13 protein-coding genes and 3 pseudogenes are annotated in these 20997 nt (G+C 64.4%); 5 read left to right on the top strand and 11 right to left on the bottom strand.

Features of this window, described 5'->3' with window-relative positions; genetic code table 11:
- Nucleotides 1-167: 167 nt before the first annotated feature.
- From ACVWW3_RS05205 to hpaR, 11 genes and pseudogenes are all read right to left on the bottom strand, one after another.
- Nucleotides 168-1046 carry a transglutaminase family protein gene (locus ACVWW3_RS05205; RefSeq protein ID WP_247349825.1) on the bottom strand — a complete coding sequence of 293 codons (879 nt, stop codon included), beginning with the start codon at nucleotides 1044-1046 and terminating at the stop codon, nucleotides 168-170.
- A complete protein-coding gene (locus ACVWW3_RS05200; RefSeq protein ID WP_456671891.1) occupies nucleotides 1043-3568 on the bottom strand; it encodes a circularly permuted type 2 ATP-grasp protein in 2526 nt (841 codons plus the stop codon). Before ACVWW3_RS05200 ends, ACVWW3_RS05205 begins: the two co-directional genes overlap by 4 nt.
- Before the next feature lie 27 nt (nucleotides 3569-3595).
- Nucleotides 3596-6875 (bottom strand): annotated as a pseudogene (locus tag ACVWW3_RS05195) (transglutaminase family protein).
- A 117-nt stretch (nucleotides 6876-6992) separates the two neighbouring features.
- Nucleotides 6993-8516 carry a UxaA family hydrolase gene (locus tag ACVWW3_RS05190; protein ID WP_456650715.1) on the bottom strand — a complete coding sequence of 508 codons (1524 nt, stop codon included), beginning with the start codon at nucleotides 8514-8516 and terminating at the stop codon, nucleotides 6993-6995.
- 161 nt (nucleotides 8517-8677) lie between these two features.
- Nucleotides 8678-9454, bottom strand: coding sequence for an HpcH/HpaI aldolase family protein (locus tag ACVWW3_RS05185; RefSeq protein ID WP_247447297.1), 777 nt, complete (start codon nucleotides 9452-9454; stop codon nucleotides 8678-8680).
- A 143-nt stretch (nucleotides 9455-9597) separates the two neighbouring features.
- Complete coding sequence (locus ACVWW3_RS05180; protein ID WP_456671890.1) at nucleotides 9598-10686, bottom strand: malate/lactate/ureidoglycolate dehydrogenase; 1089 nt, start codon at nucleotides 10684-10686, stop codon at nucleotides 9598-9600.
- A gap of 72 nt (nucleotides 10687-10758) precedes the next feature.
- Nucleotides 10759-11487 carry an ABC transporter ATP-binding protein gene (locus ACVWW3_RS05175; RefSeq protein WP_148774473.1) on the bottom strand — a complete coding sequence of 243 codons (729 nt, stop codon included), beginning with the start codon at nucleotides 11485-11487 and terminating at the stop codon, nucleotides 10759-10761.
- Nucleotides 11487-13265 (bottom strand): branched-chain amino acid ABC transporter ATP-binding protein/permease, encoded by a 1779-nt coding sequence (locus ACVWW3_RS05170; protein WP_456650717.1) that lies wholly within the window; start codon nucleotides 13263-13265, stop codon nucleotides 11487-11489. The genes ACVWW3_RS05175 and ACVWW3_RS05170 overlap by 1 nt, the downstream gene beginning before the upstream one ends.
- The gene (locus ACVWW3_RS05165; RefSeq protein ID WP_247349815.1) at nucleotides 13262-14134 is read right to left on the bottom strand and encodes a branched-chain amino acid ABC transporter permease; all 873 of its coding nucleotides are present in this window, start codon (nucleotides 14132-14134) and stop codon (nucleotides 13262-13264) included. The genes ACVWW3_RS05170 and ACVWW3_RS05165 overlap by 4 nt, the downstream gene beginning before the upstream one ends.
- An 84-nt stretch (nucleotides 14135-14218) precedes the next feature.
- A pseudogene (locus tag ACVWW3_RS05160) lies at nucleotides 14219-15362 on the bottom strand (ABC transporter substrate-binding protein).
- Between the two features lie 290 nt (nucleotides 15363-15652).
- Nucleotides 15653-16111 carry a homoprotocatechuate degradation operon regulator HpaR gene (gene hpaR / locus ACVWW3_RS05155; RefSeq protein WP_456652062.1) on the bottom strand — a complete coding sequence of 153 codons (459 nt, stop codon included), beginning with the start codon at nucleotides 16109-16111 and terminating at the stop codon, nucleotides 15653-15655.
- A 170-nt stretch (nucleotides 16112-16281) separates the two neighbouring features.
- Between hpaR and hpaH the strand changes: the two are divergent.
- From hpaH to ACVWW3_RS05130, 5 genes and pseudogenes are all read left to right on the top strand, one after another.
- Nucleotides 16282-17089, top strand: a pseudogene (gene hpaH / locus ACVWW3_RS05150) (2-oxo-hept-4-ene-1,7-dioate hydratase).
- Nucleotides 17090-17119: 30 nt separating this feature from the next.
- The gene (locus ACVWW3_RS05145; RefSeq protein ID WP_247349812.1) at nucleotides 17120-17518 is read left to right on the top strand and encodes a 5-carboxymethyl-2-hydroxymuconate Delta-isomerase; all 399 of its coding nucleotides are present in this window, start codon (nucleotides 17120-17122) and stop codon (nucleotides 17516-17518) included.
- Nucleotides 17511-19049 carry a 5-carboxymethyl-2-hydroxymuconate semialdehyde dehydrogenase gene (hpaE, locus tag ACVWW3_RS05140; protein WP_456650718.1) on the top strand — a complete coding sequence of 513 codons (1539 nt, stop codon included), beginning with the start codon at nucleotides 17511-17513 and terminating at the stop codon, nucleotides 19047-19049. Before ACVWW3_RS05145 ends, hpaE begins: the two co-directional genes overlap by 8 nt.
- Nucleotides 19050-19115: 66 nt before the next feature.
- Entirely contained in the window at nucleotides 19116-20099 is a 984-nt protein-coding gene (gene hpaD / locus ACVWW3_RS05135) for a 3,4-dihydroxyphenylacetate 2,3-dioxygenase (protein ID WP_247447302.1), read from the top strand.
- A gap of 3 nt (nucleotides 20100-20102) precedes the next feature.
- Nucleotides 20103-20972, top strand: a complete 870-nt coding sequence (locus ACVWW3_RS05130; protein ID WP_456650719.1) for a fumarylacetoacetate hydrolase family protein — start codon at nucleotides 20103-20105, stop codon at nucleotides 20970-20972.
- Nucleotides 20973-20997: the final 25 nt, after the last annotated feature.

The following is a 20997-nucleotide window of genomic DNA, read 5'->3' as shown; positions in this document are numbered from 1 at the left end:
TTGTTGTCCTCGACGCAACCGTCAGCATAGCCCATCTTGGGCCGCGTGACCAAATGCCGTGACGAAAATACGGAAATATGTTGCGGTTGTGTCCCGCGATATCGCGGTTGCGGTGCCGGCTCGATAAACCCGGTCCTGGGGCGGCGCCGCGACGGCAGGACCCGCAATCATTCCACCAGCAGCACGTCGACGGCGACGTCGAGCTTCTGCTTCGGCGAGCCGACGATGATGCCGTCGACCGGCGAGACGTCGGAAAAGTCGCGGCCGACCGCGAGCACGATATGGTCGCCAGCGACCATAAGATCGTTGGTCGGATCGAAATCGACCCAACCAAGCTCCGCCCCGCACCACAGCGACACCCAGGCATGGGTGGCGTCGGCGCCCTGCAGGCGCGGCTGGCCCGCCGGCGGAATGGTACGCAAATATCCGCTGACATAGGCCGCGGGGAGGCCCAGCCCGCGCAAGCCCGCGATCATCACATGGGCAAAATCCTGACAGACGCCATGGCGCTTGGCGAAGACCTCGTCGAGCGGCGTCGAGATCACCGTCGCCTTGGGGTCGTAGCGAAACTCGGTGCGGATGCGATGCATGAGATCGACCGCTCCTGCGAGGATGCCCGCGCCGGGCGCAAAGCTGGTCGCCGCATAGGCGCTGACCGGCCCCAGCACCGGCACCAGCGGACTCGCAAAGACATAGCCGACCGGCGAGGACGGCCCGAGGCTCGTCGCCTCGAAGGCGATGTCGCGAACGCTCTCCCAGGCCGGGCTCGCAGCGGCGCGCGCCGGCGGCTGGCGCGACACCTTCACGCGCGAGCGCGAATCGATGCGCAGAGTGCGATGCGCGGCCTCGATCACGACGCTCTCGGTCAGGGTGCCGAAGAAATCACGGCGAACATGACGCTCAGCGGGGCGCGGACGGATCTCGACATTATGCGAGATCAGCTCCTGGTCGTTGCCGCCCCTCGGCTCCAGCCGCAGCGTGCAGCGGGCGAAGCTGACCGGATTCTCGTACTCGTAAGTGGTGACGTGACGGATGTCGTAGATCACGCCAGCCCCGTCAGCTTTTCCGGGCGGCTGGCATTGGGGCCGTGCGGGAAATAGTGCTGCCCGACCGCCTCGGCGAGGCTGAGCAGATCCTGCTCCAGCGCGAACAGCGTCTTGACCTCGAGCTTCTCGGCCTCCGCGGTCGCAAGCATTGCCTGCATCGCGACCGCAAGCCGTTGCGGCTTCTCGATCAAGCCGTGCTCCTTCAGGCTCGGCAGCGCGGCGATATGCTCGTTCAGCGCCGTCACCTGGAACGCCACCGAACGTGGATTGTAGTTGTCGAGCACGGCGAGGTCGCGCACCGGTGCCAGGATCGGCGCCAGCAGATAGCGCGAGCGGTAGGTTATCTGGCAATCCACCAGCGTCAGCAGGATATCGAGATCCTCGTCGCCGGCCTCGTCATAGGCGAACTGCCGGGCAAACCGCGTGGTGTTGATGGCGCGCTCGGTGCGGCGGCCGATATCGAGGAAGCGCCAGCCGGCGGCGCGGTTCATGTTCTCATGCGCAAGGCCGGCAAAGCTCGCGAGCTCCTGCAAGGTCAGCTCGGCCGCGCTCAGCACGCCGTCGTCGCCCTCGACCTCCAAGGCCAACCGCTCGGTCATCTCGGTGATGACTTGCCAGGCATCGGGCGATAGTCGCTCGCGCAGGGAGGTCGCCGTGCGCTGGGCCGCGCGGACCAGCGACAATGCCGAGCCGAAACGCTCCGGGCTCTGCAGCGCTTCGGCAACGATGCGGCTGGGCGCCGCGCGGGACGTCTGCGAGATCGCGCCCCAGGCCACAAGCAAGCGCTGAATACGCTCGGCAGATTGCAGCGAGGCCGCGGTGCCCTTGTTGGGCCCGCTCGGCGAGCCCAGCGCCCGCACCAGCCGCAGCGTCGCCTCGGCGCGTTCGAGATAGCGGCCGAGCCAGTACAGATTGTCGGCGGCGCGACTCGGCAGCACGCCGGCGATGCGGCGGATGCGCACCTTGTCGGTCGCAGGCAGCAGCGTCGCGGTCGGGACCTGCTTGTCCGAGACCACCCAGACGTCGGCGGAGCGCGCGCCGTCGCCCATCGACACCGCGCGCGCATCCGACTGCTCGGCGATCCGGCAGAAGCCGCCGGGCATGATGGCCCAACCGTCGGGCGTCGCAGCTGCGAACACGCGCAGCACGAAGGGACGGGGCGTGATCTGCCCCTGGTCCCACACCGGCATGGTCGAGAGCCGCACCACCTCCTGGCCGACATAGTCCATGCCGCGCGCAGCGATGGCGTCGGTCAGGCGCCGGCGTGCGCCGGCTTCGAGCTCGCTCGCGAGCACCGGACCGTTGTTGTCGAAACCGGGAACGCCGCGCCGGTAGGCGCCTCCGACCGCGACCTCGTCGAGCCGCGACAGCACCTCATCGCGCGCCGAGCGCTGGCCGCACCACCAGGTCGCGATGTGCGGCATCTTCAGTTCTTCGCCGAGCAGGCGGCGGCTGAGCGCCGGCAGGAAGCCGAGCATCGCGCGCGCCTCCAGCACACCGGAGCCCGGCATGTTGGCGACGACGACGCCGTCCTTGCGCAGCACGTCGATCAGGCCGGCGACCCCCAGCCGCGAGGAGGCATCGAGCTCGAGCGGATCGAGCGAGTTGGAATCGACCCGGCGCAGCAGCACGTCGAGCCGCTTGAGGCCCGCAACGGTGCGGATGTGGATATGGTCGTCGCTGACGGCGAGATCGTCGCCCTCGACCAGCAGGAAGCCGAGATAGCGCGCCAGCGTCGCGTGCTCGAAATAGGTCTCGCTGAAGCTGCCCGGCGTCAGCACGCCGATCCGCGGCTCGTCGCGATCGGCGCGCGCACGAAGACTATCTCGAAACGCCTCGAAGAACGGCGCGACGCGCGGGACGTTCATCGACTTGTAGAGATCGGAGAAGGCGCGCGAGAGCACCAGGCGGTTCTCCAGCGCATAGCCCGCGCCCGACGGCGCCTGCGTGCGGTCGCCGAGCACCCACCAGCGGCCGTCGGGTCCGCGGCCGACGTCGGCGGCATAGAGCGAGAGATAGCGCCCGCCGGGAGGCTCCACGCCGCAGACGGGACGAAGATATTCGGGACTGCCGGCGATCGCGGCGGCCGGCAACGCGCCTTCGGCGACGAGCCGGCCCTCGCCATAGATGTCGCGCAGCACGAGCTCGAGCAGCTCGGCGCGCTGGGTGATGCCGTCGGACAGCTGCTTCCAATCCGCCTCGTCGATCAGCAGCGGCAGATGGCTGATCGACCACGGCCGGTCGGCGCTCTCGCCGGGCGCTCGATAGGTGACGCCGGCCTCGCGCAGATGTCGGTCGGCCATGCCAAACCGCCGCTCGACCTCGTCGGGCGCGAGCGCGCCGAAGGCGTCGAAGAACCGGCTCCAGACCGCGCGCGGGGCGCCGTCGGGCCCCAGGAATTCGTCGGGGATGCCGGGCAGGCGGCGATAGTCGCGGACCCATTGCGCGAAGCGGCGCTGGCCTTGACGTTGGCCTTGCGCCCTACCCGCCTTGTCGTCCTCTTCCGCTGCGCCCTCGGCCATGCGCCTCTCCCTGCCCCGGCATCATACTCATTGCAGGAGCGGGGTCCGCAAGTCGAGGGTCAGCGGAAACTCACTTGTGCGTTCTTCGGGCGGCGGCTGCATCGGCCCCGGCGTGTGGCCATGGTCCTGGAAGCGCGCCAGCCGCCTCGCCTCGGCCTCATAGGTGTTGACGGGCTTGGTGTCGTAGCTGCGGCCGCCGGGATGGATGGGCGACGTGATAGACGCAGCCACCGAGCGAGCGGCCATTCCAGGTGTCGATGAGGTCGAAGGTCAGAGGCGCGTGCACCGGAATGGTCGGATGCAGGCCGGAGGCCGGCTGCCAGGCCTTGAAGCGGACACCGGCCACGGCTTCCCCGGAGCGACCGGTGGAGGTCATCGGCAGGCGGCGGCCATTGCAGGTCACGATATGGCGACCCTCGACAAAACCCTCGGCCTTCACCTGGAGCCGCTCGACCGATGAGTCGACATAGCGCACGGTGCCGCCGGCCGAGCCCTCCTCGCCGAGCACGTGCCAGGGCTCCAGCGCCTGCCGCAATTCCAGCGTCACGCCGCCATGATGGACGCGGCCGAAGGCGGGAAAGCGGAATTCGAGTTGGGCCAGATACCATTCCGGCTCGAACGGATAACCGAACTGCTTCAGCTCGCTGAGCACTTCGAGGAAATCTTCCCAGATGAAGTGCGGCAGCATGAAGCGATCGTGCAGCGCGGTGCCCCAGCGCACGAACTTGCCGGCCTGCGGCTCGCGCCAGAGTTTTGCGATCAGCGCGCGGATCAGCAGCTGCTGCGCCAGCGACATGCGCGGATCGGGCGGCATTTCGAGCGCGCGAAATTCGACGAGGCCGAGCCGGCCGGTCGGTCCATCCGGCGAATAGAGCTTGTCGATGCAGATCTCGGCGCGATGGGTGTTGCCGGTGATGTCGACGAGGAGATGCCGGAACAGGCGGTCCACCAGCCACAGCGGCGCCTGATAGCCCGGCGGCGGAACGTGGGAGAGCGCGACCTCGAGCTCGTAAATGCTATCGTGGCGGGCTTCGTCGATGCGCGGCGCCTGGCTGGTCGGGCCGATGAACAGGCCGGAAAAGAAATAGGACAGCGACGGATGACGCTGCCAGTACAGCACCAGGCTTTTCAGTAGATCCGGCCGGCGCAGGAACGGCGAGTCCTGCGGTGAGGAGCCGCCGAGCACGACATGATTGCCACCGCCGGTGCCGGTGTGGCGGCCGTCGACGAGGAAGCGATTGGCGCCGAGACGAATCTTGGCGGCATCCTCATAAAGCCCGACGGTGATGTCGACCGCCTCACGCCAGTTCTTTGCCGGTTGGACGTTGACTTCGATCACGCCGGGGTCAGGCGTCACCTTGATGACGTCGATGCGCGGATCGAACGGCGGCGGATAACCTTCGACATGGACCTGGAGCTGCATCTCCTCGGCGGTCGCTTCGAGGGCTGCGATCAGCTCGAGATAATCCTCGATGCGCTCGACCGGCGGCATGAAGGCGCAGAGCACGCCGTCGCGGACTTCGATCGACATCGCGGTGCGGACCGGCTCCGATTTGTCGAGACTTTCCGGCGCGAGTTGCGGCGCCGCAGATTGCGGGCGCGGCATGCGGCCGAACACCGGCAGCTCGGCCCGCGTCTCTATCGGGTCCTGTTCGACGATATAGGGATAGCGATCGGGCGGAACATATTCGAGCGCCTTGAGCGGCAACCGCAGTCCGAGCGGGGAATCGCCGGGCATCAGGAACAGATGGTTGCGACGCAGACTCCAGCGCTCGCTGCGCCAGCGCGGCGCTTCCGCGTTCCAGCGCTGTACCGGCAGCACGAAGCCCTTTGGCGTATCGAGCCCCTCGTCGAATACCCGCGCCATACGCGCGCGCTCTTCCGGATCGGACAGCTTGGAGTCGGAAGGATCGACGTTGACGGGAAGCTCCCCCTCCTTCTGCAACCAGTAGGCGGGATCTTCATAGGCCGGCATGATGTAGCCCGGATTTAGGCCGAGCCGTGCCGCCGTGCCCTCGATAAAGGCCTCGGCGTCCTTGACCTCGGCACGCCGCGGCGTCTCGACCGTGGCGATGAGGTCGGCATTCTTCCAGATCGGCACGCCGTCCTTGCGCCAGTAGAGACCAAAGGCCCAGCGCGGCAGGCTCTCTCCGGGATACCATTTCCCTTCGCCGTAATGCAGCAGGCCGCCCGGCGCAAAGCGGGTGCGGAGGCGGCGGATCAGATCGTCCGCCAGCGCGCGCTTGGTCGGACCGACGGCGTCAATGTTCCATTCGGCCGCTTCGAGGTCATCGACGGAGACGAAGGTCGGCTCGCCGCCCATGGTGAGCCGGACGTCCTGCGCAGCGAGATCTCCGTCGACCCGCTCGCCGAGATCGTTGAGCCGCGTCCAGGATTCGTCGGAGAAAGGCTTTGTGATGCGCGGCGCCTCGCGGATGCGCCGGACGCTCATGTCGAAGGCGAATTCGACCTCGGCGAAGCCGGCGCCGCCGGAGAGCGGCGCCGCCGAGCGGTAGTGCGGCGTGGCGGCAACCGGGATGTGCCCCTCGCCCGCCAGCATGCCCGAGGTCGCGTCGAATCCGATCCAGCCCGCGCCCGGCAGATAGACCTCGGCCCAAGCGTGCAGGTCGGTGAAATCATTCTCGACCTCCGGCGGCCCCTCGATCGGATCGATGTCGGGACGGACCTGGATCAGATAGCCGGAGACGAAACGGGCGGCGAGACCGAGATGACGGAAAGTCTGGATCAGAAGCCAGGCGGAGTCGCGGCACGAGCCAGCGCAGGAGGTGAGCGTCTCTTCGGGCGTCTGCACGCCCGCCTCCATGCGAATGACGTAGCGAATCTTCTCCCGCAGCCGCCTGTTGAGATCGACCAGGAAGTTGACCGTGTTCGGAGCTTCGTGCGGGATGGTATCGAGATATTTCGCGAACAGGCGATCGGGCTTGATCGTCTCGAGATAAGGCGCGAGCTCTGTCTTCAGATCCTGGGTATATTCGAACGGAAAGCTGTCGGCATAGGGCTCGACGAAGAAGTCGAACGGATTGACCACGGTCATCTGCGCCGTGAAATCAACCTCGATCTTCAGCTCCGTCGCCTTCTCTGGGAAGACGTAGCGCGCCAGCCAATTTCCCTGCGGATCCTGCTGCCAATTCACGAAGTGATTGGCGGGGGTGACCTTGAGCGAATAGCTCAGGACCGGCGTGCGTGTGTGCGGCGCCGGCCGCAGGCGAATGGTCTGCGGGCCGAGATCGATCGGGCGATCGTATTTGTAGTGGGTGACGTGGTGCAATGCGACGTAGATCGACACGGGTGCGGTGCTCCAGCAGCTTTTTTGAGCAGAACACCGCTGGTGACCTCGATCAAGCATGAACAACGGGCAGACCGTGCCTATGAAAGTATCCGCCGTAGCCCTACGCGGCGACCGTTACATCGTCGCGCCCAGCACCCATGGGGCGAACTCGGCGCCGCCGAAATCGAAGCTTTCGCTCTTGGTCGGCTGGCCCGACGCCGTCTTGAGGATAAGATCGAAGATGCGCTGACCGCATTGCTGGACGCTCTCCTCGCCTTCGAGGATGGTGCCGCAATTGACGTCCATGTCCTCTTCCATGCGCTTGTACATGGGCGTGTTGGTGGCGAGCTTGATCGAGGGCGCCGGCTTGCAGCCGAACACACTGCCGCGGCCCGTGGTAAAGCAGACCAGATTGGCGCCGCCTGCCACCTGCCCGGTCGCAGCGACCGGATCGTAGCCGGGCGTATCCATGAACACGAAACCCTTTTTGGTGACGGGCTCAGCGTAGCGCAGCACCTCCACGAGATTGGTGGTGCCCGCCTTCGCCATCGCGCCGAGCGACTTCTCCAAAATGGTGGTGAGGCCGCCGGCCTTGTTGCCGGGGCTCGGATTGGCGTTCATCTCGGCGCCTTCGCGCTCGGTATATTCGTCCCACCAGCGCATAAGATCGACCAGCTTCTCGCCGACCTCGCGGCTGACGGCACGGCGCGTGAGCAGATGTTCGGCGCCATAGGTCTCCGGCGTCTCCGACAGGATCACGGTGCCGCCGTGACGCACGATCAGATCGCTGGCCGCACCCAGCGCCGGATTGGCGGACACACCGGAATAGCCGTCCGAGCCGCCGCATTGCAGCGCCACAGTCAATTCGCTCACGGCGACGCTCTCGCGCTTGACCTTGTTGGAATCCGCGAGTGCCTCGCGCACGAAGGCGATGCCGGCTTCCACCGTCTTGCGGGTGCCGCCAACCTCCTGGATGTCCATCGCGCGGAGGCGGCCGGCGAGCTTCTGCTCTTCCATCAGGCCGCCGATCTGGTTCACCTCGCAGCCGAGGCCGAGCACGATCACATGAGAGAAGTTCACATGCCGCGCGTAACCGCCGAGCGTACGGCGGAGCAGCGCCAGCGGCTCGTTCTGCGTCATGCCGCAGCCGGTCTTGTGAGTCAGCGCGACCACGCCGTCGACATTGGGGAAATCGGCCAGCGGATTGTCGCCGGTGAACGGATTCTTCTTGAAGACGTCGGCGACGAGGCTCGCGACATGCGCACTGCAATTCACCGAGGTGAGGATGCCGATATAGTTGCGCGTAGCAACGCGGCCATCCGGGCGGCGGATGCCTTCGAAGGTCGCCGGCAGGTCGAAATTCGGCGTCGGCTTGACGTCGACGCAATAGGCATAGTCCTTGGCGAAGTCGCCCATGCCGCAGTTCTGCACGTGCACATGCTGGCCCGGCGCGATCGGCGTGGTCGCGAAGCCGATGATCTGACCGTAGCGAATGACCGCCTCGCCAACGGCGATCGGCTTGATCGCGACCTTGTGGCCGGAAGGAATCCGCTCGACCGTGGTCACGCCGTCGGCCACCAATGTGCCCGGCGGCAAGCTTGCGCGCGCGATCAGCACGCCATCATCGGGATGCAGGCGAATGACGGGGCTGATGGTCATGGGAAGTCTCCTTGGGTCTTCAAGTATCGTGCCCGGACGCTGCGAAGCGCGAAAGCAATGCGCAGCGTCCGGGGCCAATTTGTCGTGTCTCTCGCAAGCGACTGGGGCCCGGCTCTGCGGAGCGGCACTGCGCGCCGCACCGCGTCCGGGACACAGAGAGCTCACGCCTTGCCGGACGAATCCTTGCGGGTCGCGTTGACCTGCATCTTGGCGTAGGTAGTCATCAGGCCGACCTCGTTCGAGAGCGTCACCAGCTTGAAGCCCATGTTGATGGCGCGCGCGGCGCCCTCGGCGCCGCTGCAATGGATGCCCGGGTTGAGGCCGCGCTTGCCGCACTCCTTGATGATCTTCTCATAGATCGCGAGGATCTCCGGCTCGGTGCGATCGAGCTTGGGCTCGAGGCCGTAGGAGAAGCCGAGATCGGACGGGCCGATATAGACACCATCGATGCCTTCGACGTCGAAGATCGCTTCCATGTTCTCGACCGCGGTCCTGGTCTCCATCATCGGCAGCAGCACGATGTCGTCGTTGGCCGTCTTCTGATAGGAGCCCGCGGTGCCGTACATGCCGGCGCGGATCGGGCCGTTGGAGCGGACGCCCTTCGGCGGATATTTGGCATAGGAAACGAGATTCCTGGCTTCCTGCGGCGTGTTGACCATCGGGCAGATCACGCCATAGGCGCCGCCGTCGAGCACCTTGCCGATGATGCCGGGCTCGTTCCAGGGCACGCGGACCATCGGCGTGACCGGATGCTTGTCCATCGCCTGGAAGCACTGCACCATCGACAGATAATCCTGCACGCCGTGCTGCATGTCGACGGTGACGCTGTCGAAGCCGCATTGCGCGACCATCTCGGCCGAGAAGCCGGAGGGAATCGCCAGCCACGCGTTGACCACGGCCTTGCCCGACTTCCAGATTTCCTTGACCTTGTTCGCCACGTTGCCTTCCTTCTTTGTTGTTTTGACCGTGTTTATTTGGACCGTGTTATTTGGACCTTCGTCACCATGACGAGCGTCGCGACAGCACAATCTGCTGTTACCGCGAACCGGGGCGCCGCGCTACGCTCGCAATGACGCAAGACCTATGCGGTTGCCCGCTGGATGCTGACTTCGCTGACGCCGACCTCGCGGGCGGTGTTCACTATTGCGGCCCAGGTGTCATCCGGCAAGGGGATGCCGTTTCGGGTCCGCTCAGCCCGGGTTTTCCGCTCGGGATCACCGGGAATCAGGACCTGATCGACCCCGGCGACCGGCTTGGTGGCGCGGATGAACTCGGCATAGCGCGACACCTCTGCGTCGAAGACATGGGAGGTATCGACCACTTTCGGATCGACGTAAAACGCCAGCATGCCGTTGGCGAAGCGGCGACCGCCGGAAGTGGCACCGGTTCCGGTCAGCGCGCCGCCGAGCAGCTCGCACATGAAGGCAAGCCCCGAGCCCTTGTGCTCGCCGAAGGCGCGGATCGCCCCGGTACCCTTGGTGTGATCGCGCGGACCTTCCGGCATATAGGGGCCGTAGAGCACGGCGGGGTCCTCGCTGAGGCTGCCGTCGGCATCGACCAGCGCGCCCTTGGGCAGCTTCTTGCCGCCGCGGCTCGCGACCAGCACCTTCCCCTCCGCCACGACCGAGGTCGCAAAATCGAGCACGATCGGGTCCTGGCCCTCGCGCGGGATGCCGACGCAGTAAGGCGCAGTGGAGAGCCGTTTCTCAACGCCGCCGAACGGCGCCACCAGCAGCGAGCCCGCGGCATTGACGAAGAAATGCACCGAGATCAGCCCTTCGGCGGCGGCCATCTCGGCCCAGTCACCAACGCGGCCGATATGGCCGGCATTGCGCAACGCGACCGCGGCGAGCCCCGCCTTCTTGCATTTCTCGATGCCGATCCTGACCGCCTGCGGAGTCACGGTCTGGCCGTAGCCGAACTTGCCGTCGACCACCGCGAGCGAGGGCGTATCGAGCACGATTTCGGCGTTCTGGTTCGGGACCACAAAGCCCGTCTTCTTCCAGCGGATGTAGACGGGCACGCGGATGACGCCATGGCTGTCATGGCCGGTGAGATTGGCCGTGGTCAGATAGGTCGCAATCCGCTTCGCCTCCTCCGGAGAGGAGTCCGCGTGGCCGAATACCTCGCCGACGAAATCGATGAGGTTCTGGACCTGGATCGTGACCATGAATTGACCTCCCGGTTATTGTTTGGGCATGATCTTTTCGGAAAACCGCTGCACACTTTTCCGGATCATGCCCTAAGCACTCACCTTGGCATGGCCGCCGAGATAGGCGGCACGGATGGCTTCGTTGCCCCAGAGCTCGTCGGGTTTGCCGCCGAGCACGATACGGCCGGTCTCGAGAACGTAGCCGTAATCAGCCACCGACAGCCCCATGCGCGCATTCTGTTCGACGAGCAAGACTGTCGTGTTGCGCCGGATCTCGGAAATAATCTTGAACACGGCCTGCACAATGACAGGCGCAAGTCCAAGCGACGGCTCGTCCAGCAGCAGCAGCCGCGGCTTGGCCATCAGTCCGCGCGCGACAGCCACCATCTGCAACTGGCCGCCGGACAGCGTCCAACCCAGCGCATTGGTGAATTTCCGGATGTCCGGAAACAGATCGAACATCGCATCCGCCTCGCGCGATATCTCCGAAGTCGCTGCCCGGCGATTGGACGCACCGAGCATGATGTTCTCTTTCACAGTCAGACCCGGGAACACGCGGCGGCCTTCCGGCACGTGCGAGATACCCATGCGGACGATGGCTTCCGGGCCGAGGCCTGCGATCGATTTGCCATCGTACAGGATGTCGCCCGAAGTTGGTTTCGCGAGCCCCGAGATCGCGCGCAGCGTCGTCGACTTGCCGGCACCATTGGCCCCGAGCAAGGTCACGACCTGCCCCTCCTCCACGGCGCACGTGACGCCGCGCAGCGCTTCGATCTCGCCGTAGCGCACCACCAGATTGCGGATTTCGAGCAACGGCATCATTCGCTCCCGAGATAGGCGGTGACGACGTCGGGATGACGCAGCACGGCCATGGATTCGCCGTCCGCGATGCGGCGTCCGAAGTTGAGCACGGTGATGTGCTGGGCTGCTTCCGAGACCAGCGTCATGTCGTGATCGATGATCAGGATGGTCAGCCCCTGGGCGGCGATGCGCTTGAGCAGCTCGTGCAGCTCGAGCTTCTCGGTCGAGTTCAGCCCGGCCGCGGGTTCGTCGAGCAGCAAGAGCGTCGGGTTCGAGGCCAGTGCGCGTGCGATCTCGATCAGGCGCTGATGGCCATAGGAGAAGCTCGATATCAGCTCGTTGGCGCGGTTGCCGAGGCCGACGAAGGTCAATGCCTCCATCGCGCGCTCGGTGAGGGCGTCATCGCCCTTCCCGACCATGGTGTTGCCGGGCCGCTCCGCGCCGATCTCGACGTTCTCCAGCGCCGTCATCGAACGGAACAGGCGGATGTTCTGGAACGTGCGCCCGAGACCTGACGCCGTGCGCTGATGCGGCGGCATGTTGGTGATGTCGGTGCCGTCGAGCACGATCTTGCCCGCCGTGGCCACATAGAGGCCCGAGAGCACGTTGAGCGTTGTGGTCTTGCCCGAACCGTTCGGCCCGATCAGCGCGTGCACGCCGCCGCGCTTCACGGCGATGTCGACGCCATCGACGGCCTTGAGGCCGCCGAAATATTTCGAGAGACCGGTGACTTCCAGCACGGTATCGCCGCCGGTCATCGCCGGCTTCAACTGCAAGGCACCTGCTACCGGAGGCGCCGCGAGCTTGGCGCGCCAGCGCGCGAAGGCATCCGCGACAAAACCCCAGATGCCGTCGGGCATGAAGCGGATGATCAGGATCACGAACAGGCCGTAGATCGCGAGATAAAGGCCCGGCACGCTCTTGAGGAAGCGCAGCCACTCCGGGATCAGGATGAGCAAACCGGTGCCGATCGCCGAGCCGATCGGCGAGGCCACGCCGCCGAGCAGCGACATGGTCAGGAACACGATCGATTCCGCGAACGAGAACTGATCTGGGCTGACATAGGCGAAGCCGCCGGCGAACAAACCGCCCGCAAGCCCGCCGAGAAGGGCGCAGAGCGCGAACGCGTAGATCTTGGTGCGGAAGACGTCGATGCCGTTGACGCCGGCCGCAAGCTCGTTGTCGCGCACCGCTCGCATGGCGCGCCCGAGCTTGGTGTCGGAGAGATGCCAGACGAGATAGCCGACAATCGCCAGCATCGCGACGCAGAAGGCGAGATAGCTCTGCGACGACTGGAACAGGTCGGGACGCCCGATGTTGGAGACGCCGTCGGGACCATGCGTCAGCCAGATCGCGTTGATCATGACCAGCGTAACGATCTGCTGGAACGAGATCGTCACCATGGCGAGGTAGTGCCCGCCAAGCCGCAAGGTCGACATGCCCAGGAAGGCGCCGGCCAGCAGCGAGATCACGCATCCGCCGACGAGGCAGAGCCAGAAGCTGACATGCAGATCCGTCGTCCCGATGCCGACCGCATAGGCGCCGAGCCCGAAGAACGCGGCCTGCGCCAGATTGATCTGACCGCACAGGCCGAGCACGACCGACAGCCCGAACACCGCGATCGCGAACGTGGTGGCCTGGAGCAGGATGTTGTGAACGTATCCGTCGAAGCGCATGTTGGCCGCGAGCGCGACCAAGATCGCCGCACCGATGAAATATGGCAGGTGCCGGATCAGCAGCGGCTTCGAGTGAATGGCGGGCGCCGGTATCGGCATGTTGTCGCTGGGGGCGCTCATGCCTTCTCCGCCACGCGTTCGCCGAAGATGCCCTGCGGCCGGAAGATCAGGAAGGCGATCAGGACCAGGAAGGCGAAGCCGTCCTTGTAGGGCACCGAGATATAGGCTGCGCCAAACGTCTCGATCACGCCGAGCGCGAGCCCGCCGATGATGGCGCCGGCGACGTCACCGAAGCCGCCGATGATAGTTGCCGCAAACGCCTTCAGCGCGATCGTCGAGCCCATCTGGATCGAGACGAACAGCACGGGCGCGACGAGGATGCCGGCAAGGCCGCCGAGCACCGCCGAATAGATGAAGGTGATCATGATCATGGTGGAGACGGAAATGCCGAGCAGCGAGGCCATTTCCTTGTCCTGCGAGGTCGCCTGCAATTTCTTGCCGAGCAGCGTCTTCTCGAAGAACCAGAAATTGAAGATCACGAGGCAGATGGTGACGCCGATGATCAGGAGATACTGGCTGTCGAGATAGACCGGACCGACCTGGATGCCGGGCGTTTCGAACCAGCCTTCCAGCACCTGCGGCTGCGGGCCGTAGATCGCGAGCACGGAATTGGCGAGCAGGATCGAGGCGCCGATGGTGGCGATGATCACAGGCAGATAGGTACGGTGGCGCAGCGGATAATAGACGCCGAGATTGAAGACGACGCCGACCAGCGCCATTCCGAGGAGCGCGACGATGAAGGCCGCCCAATAGGGCAGACCGGCCTCGACCGCGACGACCATCAGATAGGCCGCGACCATCGAGAATTCGCCCTGGGCAAAATTCACCACATTGGTGGCACGGAAGATCAGCACGAAGCCGAGCGCGACAAGCGCGTAGACGGCGCCGATCCCGATCCCGGTAAAGAGCAGTTGTAGGGCGAGATCCATGACAAGCGTTCTGTTGGAGGTCGGATGCGTTCGCCGAAAAACGTTCCGACCTCCCCGATGATCATCGGGGAGGTCGCGTGAACGTCAGTCGTTGAACTCGATGTGCTTGTCGAAGACGATGGCGCCCTTCTCGTTCTTTCACGATGTTGTAGCCGTGAAGCCCATCGCCGTTCTGGTCGAAATTGTATTCGCCCTCGGCGCCCGGGAACTTCTTGATCCCGAGGATGGCTTCGCGAATCTTGCCGGGATCGGTGGAGCCGGCCTTGTTGATGCCCGCCGACAAGACGTTGATTGCATCGAAAGTCCAGGAGCTCTGGTTGTCAGGCGCGACCTTGACGGAATCGCGGTAGATCTTGCCGAACGCTTTCGAGCCTTCGCTGGAATTTTCCGCGTAGTCGGCAACGCCATAGGTGTTGTGGAGCGCGGGACCTGCGAGCTTCAGAGCAGTGATGTTGACGATCGAGGGGGAGCCGACCCAGGGGATGTTCACGCCGAGCTGACGGAGCTGGCGGGCGAAGATGCCGAGATCGTTCTCGAAGGTGAAGTAGGAGCCGAGAATGTCGGCGCCGGACTGCTTGATCGCGAGCACGACTGGCGTAAAGTCCTGGCTCTGGTTGGCATAGCCCTGATCGAAGGTCGTGCAGCCAAGCTTCTCGAGCGCACCGGTGAGCGCGTTGCCGCCGGCGGTGCCGAACGCGTCGGTCGAATGCAGCACGGCCCATTTCTTCTTGCCCAGCGTGTTGACGCCGAATTCGGCGATGACGCGGCCGGAATAACTGTCATTGGGACGGAAGCGGAACAGCCACTGATTGCCCATATGGGTGAGTTTCGGATCGGTGCCGCCGATCATCACAGGCTTTCCGAGCTTGATGACGTCGGGTGCCATCGCATGGACCTGAGTCGAACGGATCGAACCGAGGAACCCGACGATGTCAGGTTGAGAGGCGAGCTTGGAGAAGGCGAGCACGATGCCGGGATTGGTGGTCTGATCATCCTCGACGATCAATTCGCCCTGCTTGCCCAGGATGCCGCCGGCCTTGTTGACGGCTTCGAGCGCAAGCTTGGCGCCCTTGATGGCGTAACCGCCGGATTCAGCGGCAGGTCCCGTGACTGGCGCGCACATGCCGATCTTGATGGTGGCGCCTTGCGCATTTGCGCTTTTGATGAGGTAGGGCGCGGCAATGCCGGCAGCAATTCCGGTCGCGAAGTCGCGTCTCGTCAGTCTCATTCATTCCTCCCTGGGGCCGGGCATCCTTGTCGGCCCTTCTTGTCTTGGCTCTATCACTGAATACAGAGCCGGATGCTAGTTACGAATTCTGCCGATACGAGTAAATTGATATTGCGCCAACATCGGCTAAGTGCGCAGATCTCTCGTCCCGCGATGACTACCCGCGATGGTTATCTATTCTGAGCGATTTTTACGGGCTTTTTGCGGATTTCGCTTCGCTCGGCCTGCCTAAGGGATAAGCAATAATGGCAGTCATGCGTGAGCAGACAAGTCATCATGCAAATTTGCCGTCACATATTGTCAGTGATCTCGTCACCCGCGTCGCTGGAAGCGAGACACAACTCCAATTGTCCGAGCATCTCCTGCAACTCGGCGAGCTTGCGCGCGCCGAAGCGTCGCGTGATCTCGGCATAGATCGCTTCGGAGGACGGTGCCACCGAGGCCATCAGCTTCACGCCCTTTTCCGAGATCGAGACCATGCTGCGGCGCTGGTCCGCCTTCGCAGTCTTGCGCTCGATCAGATTGCGCGCCTCGAGATCGCGCAGGATGCGCGACAGGCTCGGTCCGAGCAGGAACGCCGTGCGCGCGAGTTCCGTGACCTCAACGGCATCGATCGCCGCGAGCGCGCGCAGGATGCGCCATTGCTGCTCGGTCAGGCCATGCGCACGCAACGAGGGACGGAATTGCCGCATCACCGCCTCGCGTGCCCGCAGCAGCGACATCGGCAGCGAGCGCGAGAAGTCGCGCATCGGCACCTGTCGCGGGGCGGCGGCGCCGTCGTCCGCTGGATCAGCCGGTCTCTTCAAGATGATGCCCTTTCAACCGCAAAATGTTTGCAGTGCAGCAAGCCAAATTGTGTTTGACGCATTCACTTAACATGTTAAGTATCTTCGGGCACCACGATTTGCAAGAATCACAAATGGCGCTTTCCAACGACGATATCCGAGCTTGCGCGAGCCGTCTGCACCAGGCGGAGAGGACCCGTACGCAAATCCGGCAACTCTCGCAGGACTTTCCCGGCATCACCATCGCTGACGCCTACGCGATTCAGAAGGCGTGGATCGAGGTCAAGATCGCCGAGGGCCGCATCGTCAGGGGACACAAGATCGGCCTGACCTCGAAAGCGATGCAAAGCGCGCTTGACATCAACGAGCCGGATTCAGGCGTGCTGCTCGACGACATGTTCTTTGCCGATGGTGGCCTCGTCCCGACGGAGCGCTTCATCGCGACCCGCGTGGAAGCCGAGCTCGCCTTCGTCATGAGCAAGCGCCTCGCGGGGCCCGACTGCACGCTGTTCGACGTGCTCAACGCCACCGACTTCGTCGTGCCGGCGCTGGAGATTCTGGATACGCGGATCGAGCGCGTCGATCCCAAGACCAAGGCGACGCGAAAAATCTTCGACACCATCGCCGGACAATGCAGCGAATGCCGGCATCGTGCTCGGCGGACGGCCGATCCGCCCGCTTGACGCCGATTTGCGTTGGGTCGGCGCGCTCTGTTTCAAGAACGGCCAGCTCGAGGAAACCGGTCTTGCCGCCGGCGTGCTCAATCATCCCGCGACTGCAGTCGCCTGGCTCGCCAACAAGATCGCGCCGCTCGGCCTTGCGCTTGAGCCCGGACAGGTCGTGCTCGCCGGCTCCTTCATCCGTCCGATCGAGACCCGCAAGGGCGACACAATTCAGGCCGATTACGGCGCCTACGGCTCGGTCAGCTGTTACTTCGCTTAGGCGAACAAAAAGACAGGGAGTGAAACCGCGATGCCGCATTTCACGATCGAATATTCGGCCAATCTCGACAGCCGCCTCGACATCGGCGCTGTCTGCGAAATCGTGCGCAAGGCGGCGGTCGAGACCGGCATCTTCCCGCTCGGCGGCATCCGCGTCCGAGCTGTCAGGTGCGAGCATTACGCGATCGCCGATGCCCGACAGGACTACGGCTTTCTCGACATGGTGCTGCGCATCGGCGAAGGCCGCGACCTCAAGACACGCAAGACAGCCGGCGAGCACGTTTTCCAAGCGCTCTCCCGACATCTCGATCCCGTCTTTGCAGCCAGCAAATTCGCTTTGTCGTTCGACATGCAGATCAACGACAAGGACACCAGCTGGAAACGCAACAACATCCACGACGCCCTGAAAGTGGAGGCCTCCCATGGATAAGTTCACGCCGAAAGCCGATGTGTTCCAGGCCAACCGCGACCGCGTCGCGCCGCTGCTGAAGACGCTGCGTGCCGACGGTATCGGTCACATGATCGACGGCAAGATCGTGCCGTCGATATCAGGCGAGACGTTTGAGACCAAGTCGCCGATCGACGGCGCGACGCTCGCAAGCGTCGCCCGCGGCAATGCCGAGGATATCGAACGCGCCGCCACCGCCGCCGCCCTCGCTTTCAAGTCCTGGCGCGACATGGGGCCGGCGATGCGGAAGAAACTGCTGCATCGCGTCGCCGACGCCATCGAGGACAATGCCGACGACATCGCCGTGCTTGAATGCATCGACACCGGCCAGGCCTTTCGCTTCATGGCCAAGGCCGCGATCCGCGCCGCCGAAAATTTCCGCTTCTTTGCCGACAGATGCGGCGAGGCGCGCGACGGCCGGAACACGCCGAGCGACGAGCATTGGAACGTCTCGACGCGCGTGCCGATCGGCCCGGTCGGCGTGATCACGCCGTGGAATACGCCGTTCATGCTCTCGACCTGGAAGATCGCCCCTGCCCTCGCAGCAGGCTGCACCGTCGTGCACAAGCCGGCGGAGTGGTCGCCGGTCACGGCCGCTGTTCTTGCAAAGCTCGTCAAGGAAGCCGGCGTTCCCGACGGCGTGCTCAACACCGTGCACGGTTTTGGCGAAGAGGCCGGCAAGGCGCTGACCGAGCATCCCGCCATCAAGGCGATCGGCTTCGTCGGCGAAAGCGCGACGGGCTCCGCGATCATGATTCAGGGCGCGCCGACCTTGAAGCGCGTGCATTTCGAGCTCGGCGGCAAGAACCCCGTGATCGTGTTCGACGACGCCGATCTCGATCGCGCGCTCGATGCTGTCGTGTTCATGATCTACTCGCTCAACGGCGAGCGCTGCACCTCGTCGAGCCGCTTGCTGATCCAGGCCAGCATTGCCGAAAAATTCATCGAGAAGCTGACCGCGCGCGTAAAAGCCTTGAAGGTCGGTCATCCCCTCGATCCCGCAACCGAGATCGGGCCGCTGATCCATGAGCGGCATTTGGCCAAGGTGTGCTCCTATTTCGACGTCGCACGCCAGGACGGCGCGACGATTGCCGTCGGCGGCAAGACCTATGACGGCCCGGGCGGCGGACATTATGTCGAGCCGACGATGGTGACCGGCGCGCATGGCAAGATGCGAGTGGCGCAGGAAGAGGTGTTCGGCCCCTTCCTGACCGTGCTGCCGTTCAAGGACGAAGCAGACGCGATCGAGATCGCCAACGACATCCGCTATGGCCTGACCGGCTATGTCTGGACCAACGACGTCGGCCGGGCGCTGCGCGTCGCTGATGCACTCGAAGCCGGCATGATCTGGCTCAACTCGGAAAACGTCCGGCATCTGCCGACGCCGTTCGGCGGCATGAAGGCCTCGGGCATCGGCCGCGACGGCGGCGATTACTCGTTCGACTTCTACATGGAAACCAAGCACGTCTCGCTGGCGCGGGGCACACACAAGATTCAAAAGCTGGGAATCTAACGCTCGCGATTCCCAGGCGCGCGGAGCGCGAACGGGGAATGACGGGATCTAGAGAGGGGAAACGCAATGCCCGTGCCGCAACATATCTTCGAGCCGCCGTTCAACATCATCCGTTCGAGTCACGTCGTCCTCGATGTGACCGATCTGAAGCTCAGCAGCGCGTTCTACGAGACCACCGTCGGCCTGCATGTCGAGGACGCCGACGACAAGGTCGTGTATCTGCGCGGTTCGGAAGAGCATCAGCATCACTCGCTGGTGCTGCGCAAGGCGGCAGTGCCCGCCTGCAACCGGCTCGGTTTCAAAGTCGGCAATGACGGGGATCTGGACAAGGCCGCAAAGTTCCTGTCCGAGAACGGTCTTGGCTACGCGTTCGTCGATCAGCCGTTCCAGGGCCGCACGCTGCAATTCACCGATCCCTTCGGCTTCCAGATCGAGCTGTATGCCTCGATGGACCGGCGGCCACATCTGCTCCGCCGCTACGACCTCTACAGGGGATGCCATCCGCAGCGGCTCGACCATTTCAACGTGTTCGCAGCCGAAGTGCAGGACACCGTCGAATTCTATGCCCGGCTCGGCTTCCGCCTGACCGAATACGCCGAGGAAGACGGACCGAACGGGCGCATTGCGGCTGCCTGGATGCATCGCAAGGGCAATGTCCACGATTTTGCGATCACCAACGGCAAGGGCCCGCGGTTGCACCACTTCGCCTACTGGACGCCAACGGCGATGAACATCATCCATCTCTGCGATGTCATGGCCTCGCAAGGCTTCGTGAAGAACATCGAACGCGGTCCCGGCCGCCACGGCATCTCGAATGCGTTCTTCCTCTACGTCCGCGACCCCGATGGACACCGTCTCGAACTCTACACCAGCGACTACTTCACCGGCGATCACGACCACGAGCCGCTGCGCTGGTCGCTGCGCGATCCGCGCCGGCAGACGCTGTGGGGCGCGCCGGCCCCGCGCTCCTGGTTCGAGCAGGGTTCGCCGTTCGCTGGGCAAGCCGTGCGCGAGCCAAAATTCGTGGCCGACGTGCTGGTGGCGGATTAAGCAATGACCCTTCCTCGCCTCGCCACCTATTCCGTCAAGGGTGCTGTCCACTACGGCGCAGTCGTCGACGGCGGCATTGTCGATCTCTCCGCGCGCCACGCAAAAGACTATCCGACGCTGCGCGAGGTGGTCGCCGCAGGAAAGCTCGCGAGCCTCGCCGAAGAAGCCGCGTGCCACACGCCCGATCACGCGCTCGGTGACATCATTTGGCTGCCGCCGGTGCCCGCGCCGGAAAAGATCATCTGCATCGGCGTCAACTATCCCGACCGCAACGCCGAGTACAAGGACGGCCAGGACGCGCCGAAATATCCGAGCATGTTCATGCGCTCGCCGCGCTCGTTCGTGGGCCATGACACGCCGCTGGTGCGCCCGCGCGCCTCAGCGCAGCTCGACTACGAGGGCGAGATCGTGCTGGTGATCGGCAAAGCCGGCCGGCACATCCCCGAAAGTTCCGCGCTCGATCACATCGCCGCGCTCACGCTCTGCAACGAAGGCTCGGTGCGGGACTGGCTACGCCATGCCAAGTTCAACGTCACGCAGGGCAAGAACTTCGATTCCAGCGGCAGCCTCGGCCCGTGGCTGGTGCCCTACACGCAGGAATCGCAGATCGTTGACATCCGCCTCACCACGCATGTCAACGGCGAACTGCGGCAGGATGACCGCACCAGCCGATTGATGTTCCCGTTCCGCTACCTCATCAGCTATATCTCGACCTTCGCAACGCTCGTTCCCGGCGATATCATCGTCACGGGCACGCCGACCGGCGCCGGTGCGCGGTTCGATCCGCCGCGCTATTTGAAGCCCGGCGATGTCGTCGAGGTCGAAGCCGAGGGCATCGGCAGCTTGCGAAATGGCGTCGTCGACGAAGCCTGAACAATAATCGAAATGGAATGGTGCA

This window comes from Bradyrhizobium sp. LM2.9 (genome assembly GCF_054056555.1).
This window is presented reverse-complemented; position numbering and strand designations above follow the sequence as displayed.

Coding starts and splice junctions, on each gene's coding strand:
- ACVWW3_RS05200 (WP_456671891.1), bottom strand. CDS start 3,568: ATGGCCGAGGGCGCAGCGGAAGAGGACGACAAGGCGGGTAGGGCGCAA.
- ACVWW3_RS05190 (WP_456650715.1), bottom strand. CDS start 8,516: ATGACCATCAGCCCCGTCATTCGCCTGCATCCCGATGATGGCGTGCTG.
- ACVWW3_RS05180 (WP_456671890.1), bottom strand. CDS start 10,686: ATGGTCACGATCCAGGTCCAGAACCTCATCGATTTCGTCGGCGAGGTA.
- ACVWW3_RS05175 (WP_148774473.1), bottom strand. CDS start 11,487: ATGCCGTTGCTCGAAATCCGCAATCTGGTGGTGCGCTACGGCGAGATC.
- ACVWW3_RS05170 (WP_456650717.1), bottom strand. CDS start 13,265: ATGAGCGCCCCCAGCGACAACATGCCGATACCGGCGCCCGCCATTCAC.
- ACVWW3_RS05165 (WP_247349815.1), bottom strand. CDS start 14,134: ATGGATCTCGCCCTACAACTGCTCTTTACCGGGATCGGGATCGGCGCC.
- hpaR (WP_456652062.1), bottom strand. CDS start 16,111: ATGCGCGACTTCTCGCGCTCGCTGCCGATGTCGCTGCTGCGGGCACGC.
- ACVWW3_RS05145 (WP_247349812.1), top strand. CDS start 17,120: ATGCCGCATTTCACGATCGAATATTCGGCCAATCTCGACAGCCGCCTC.
- hpaE (WP_456650718.1), top strand. CDS start 17,511: ATGGATAAGTTCACGCCGAAAGCCGATGTGTTCCAGGCCAACCGCGAC.
- hpaD (WP_247447302.1), top strand. CDS start 19,116: ATGCCCGTGCCGCAACATATCTTCGAGCCGCCGTTCAACATCATCCGT.
- ACVWW3_RS05130 (WP_456650719.1), top strand. CDS start 20,103: ATGACCCTTCCTCGCCTCGCCACCTATTCCGTCAAGGGTGCTGTCCAC.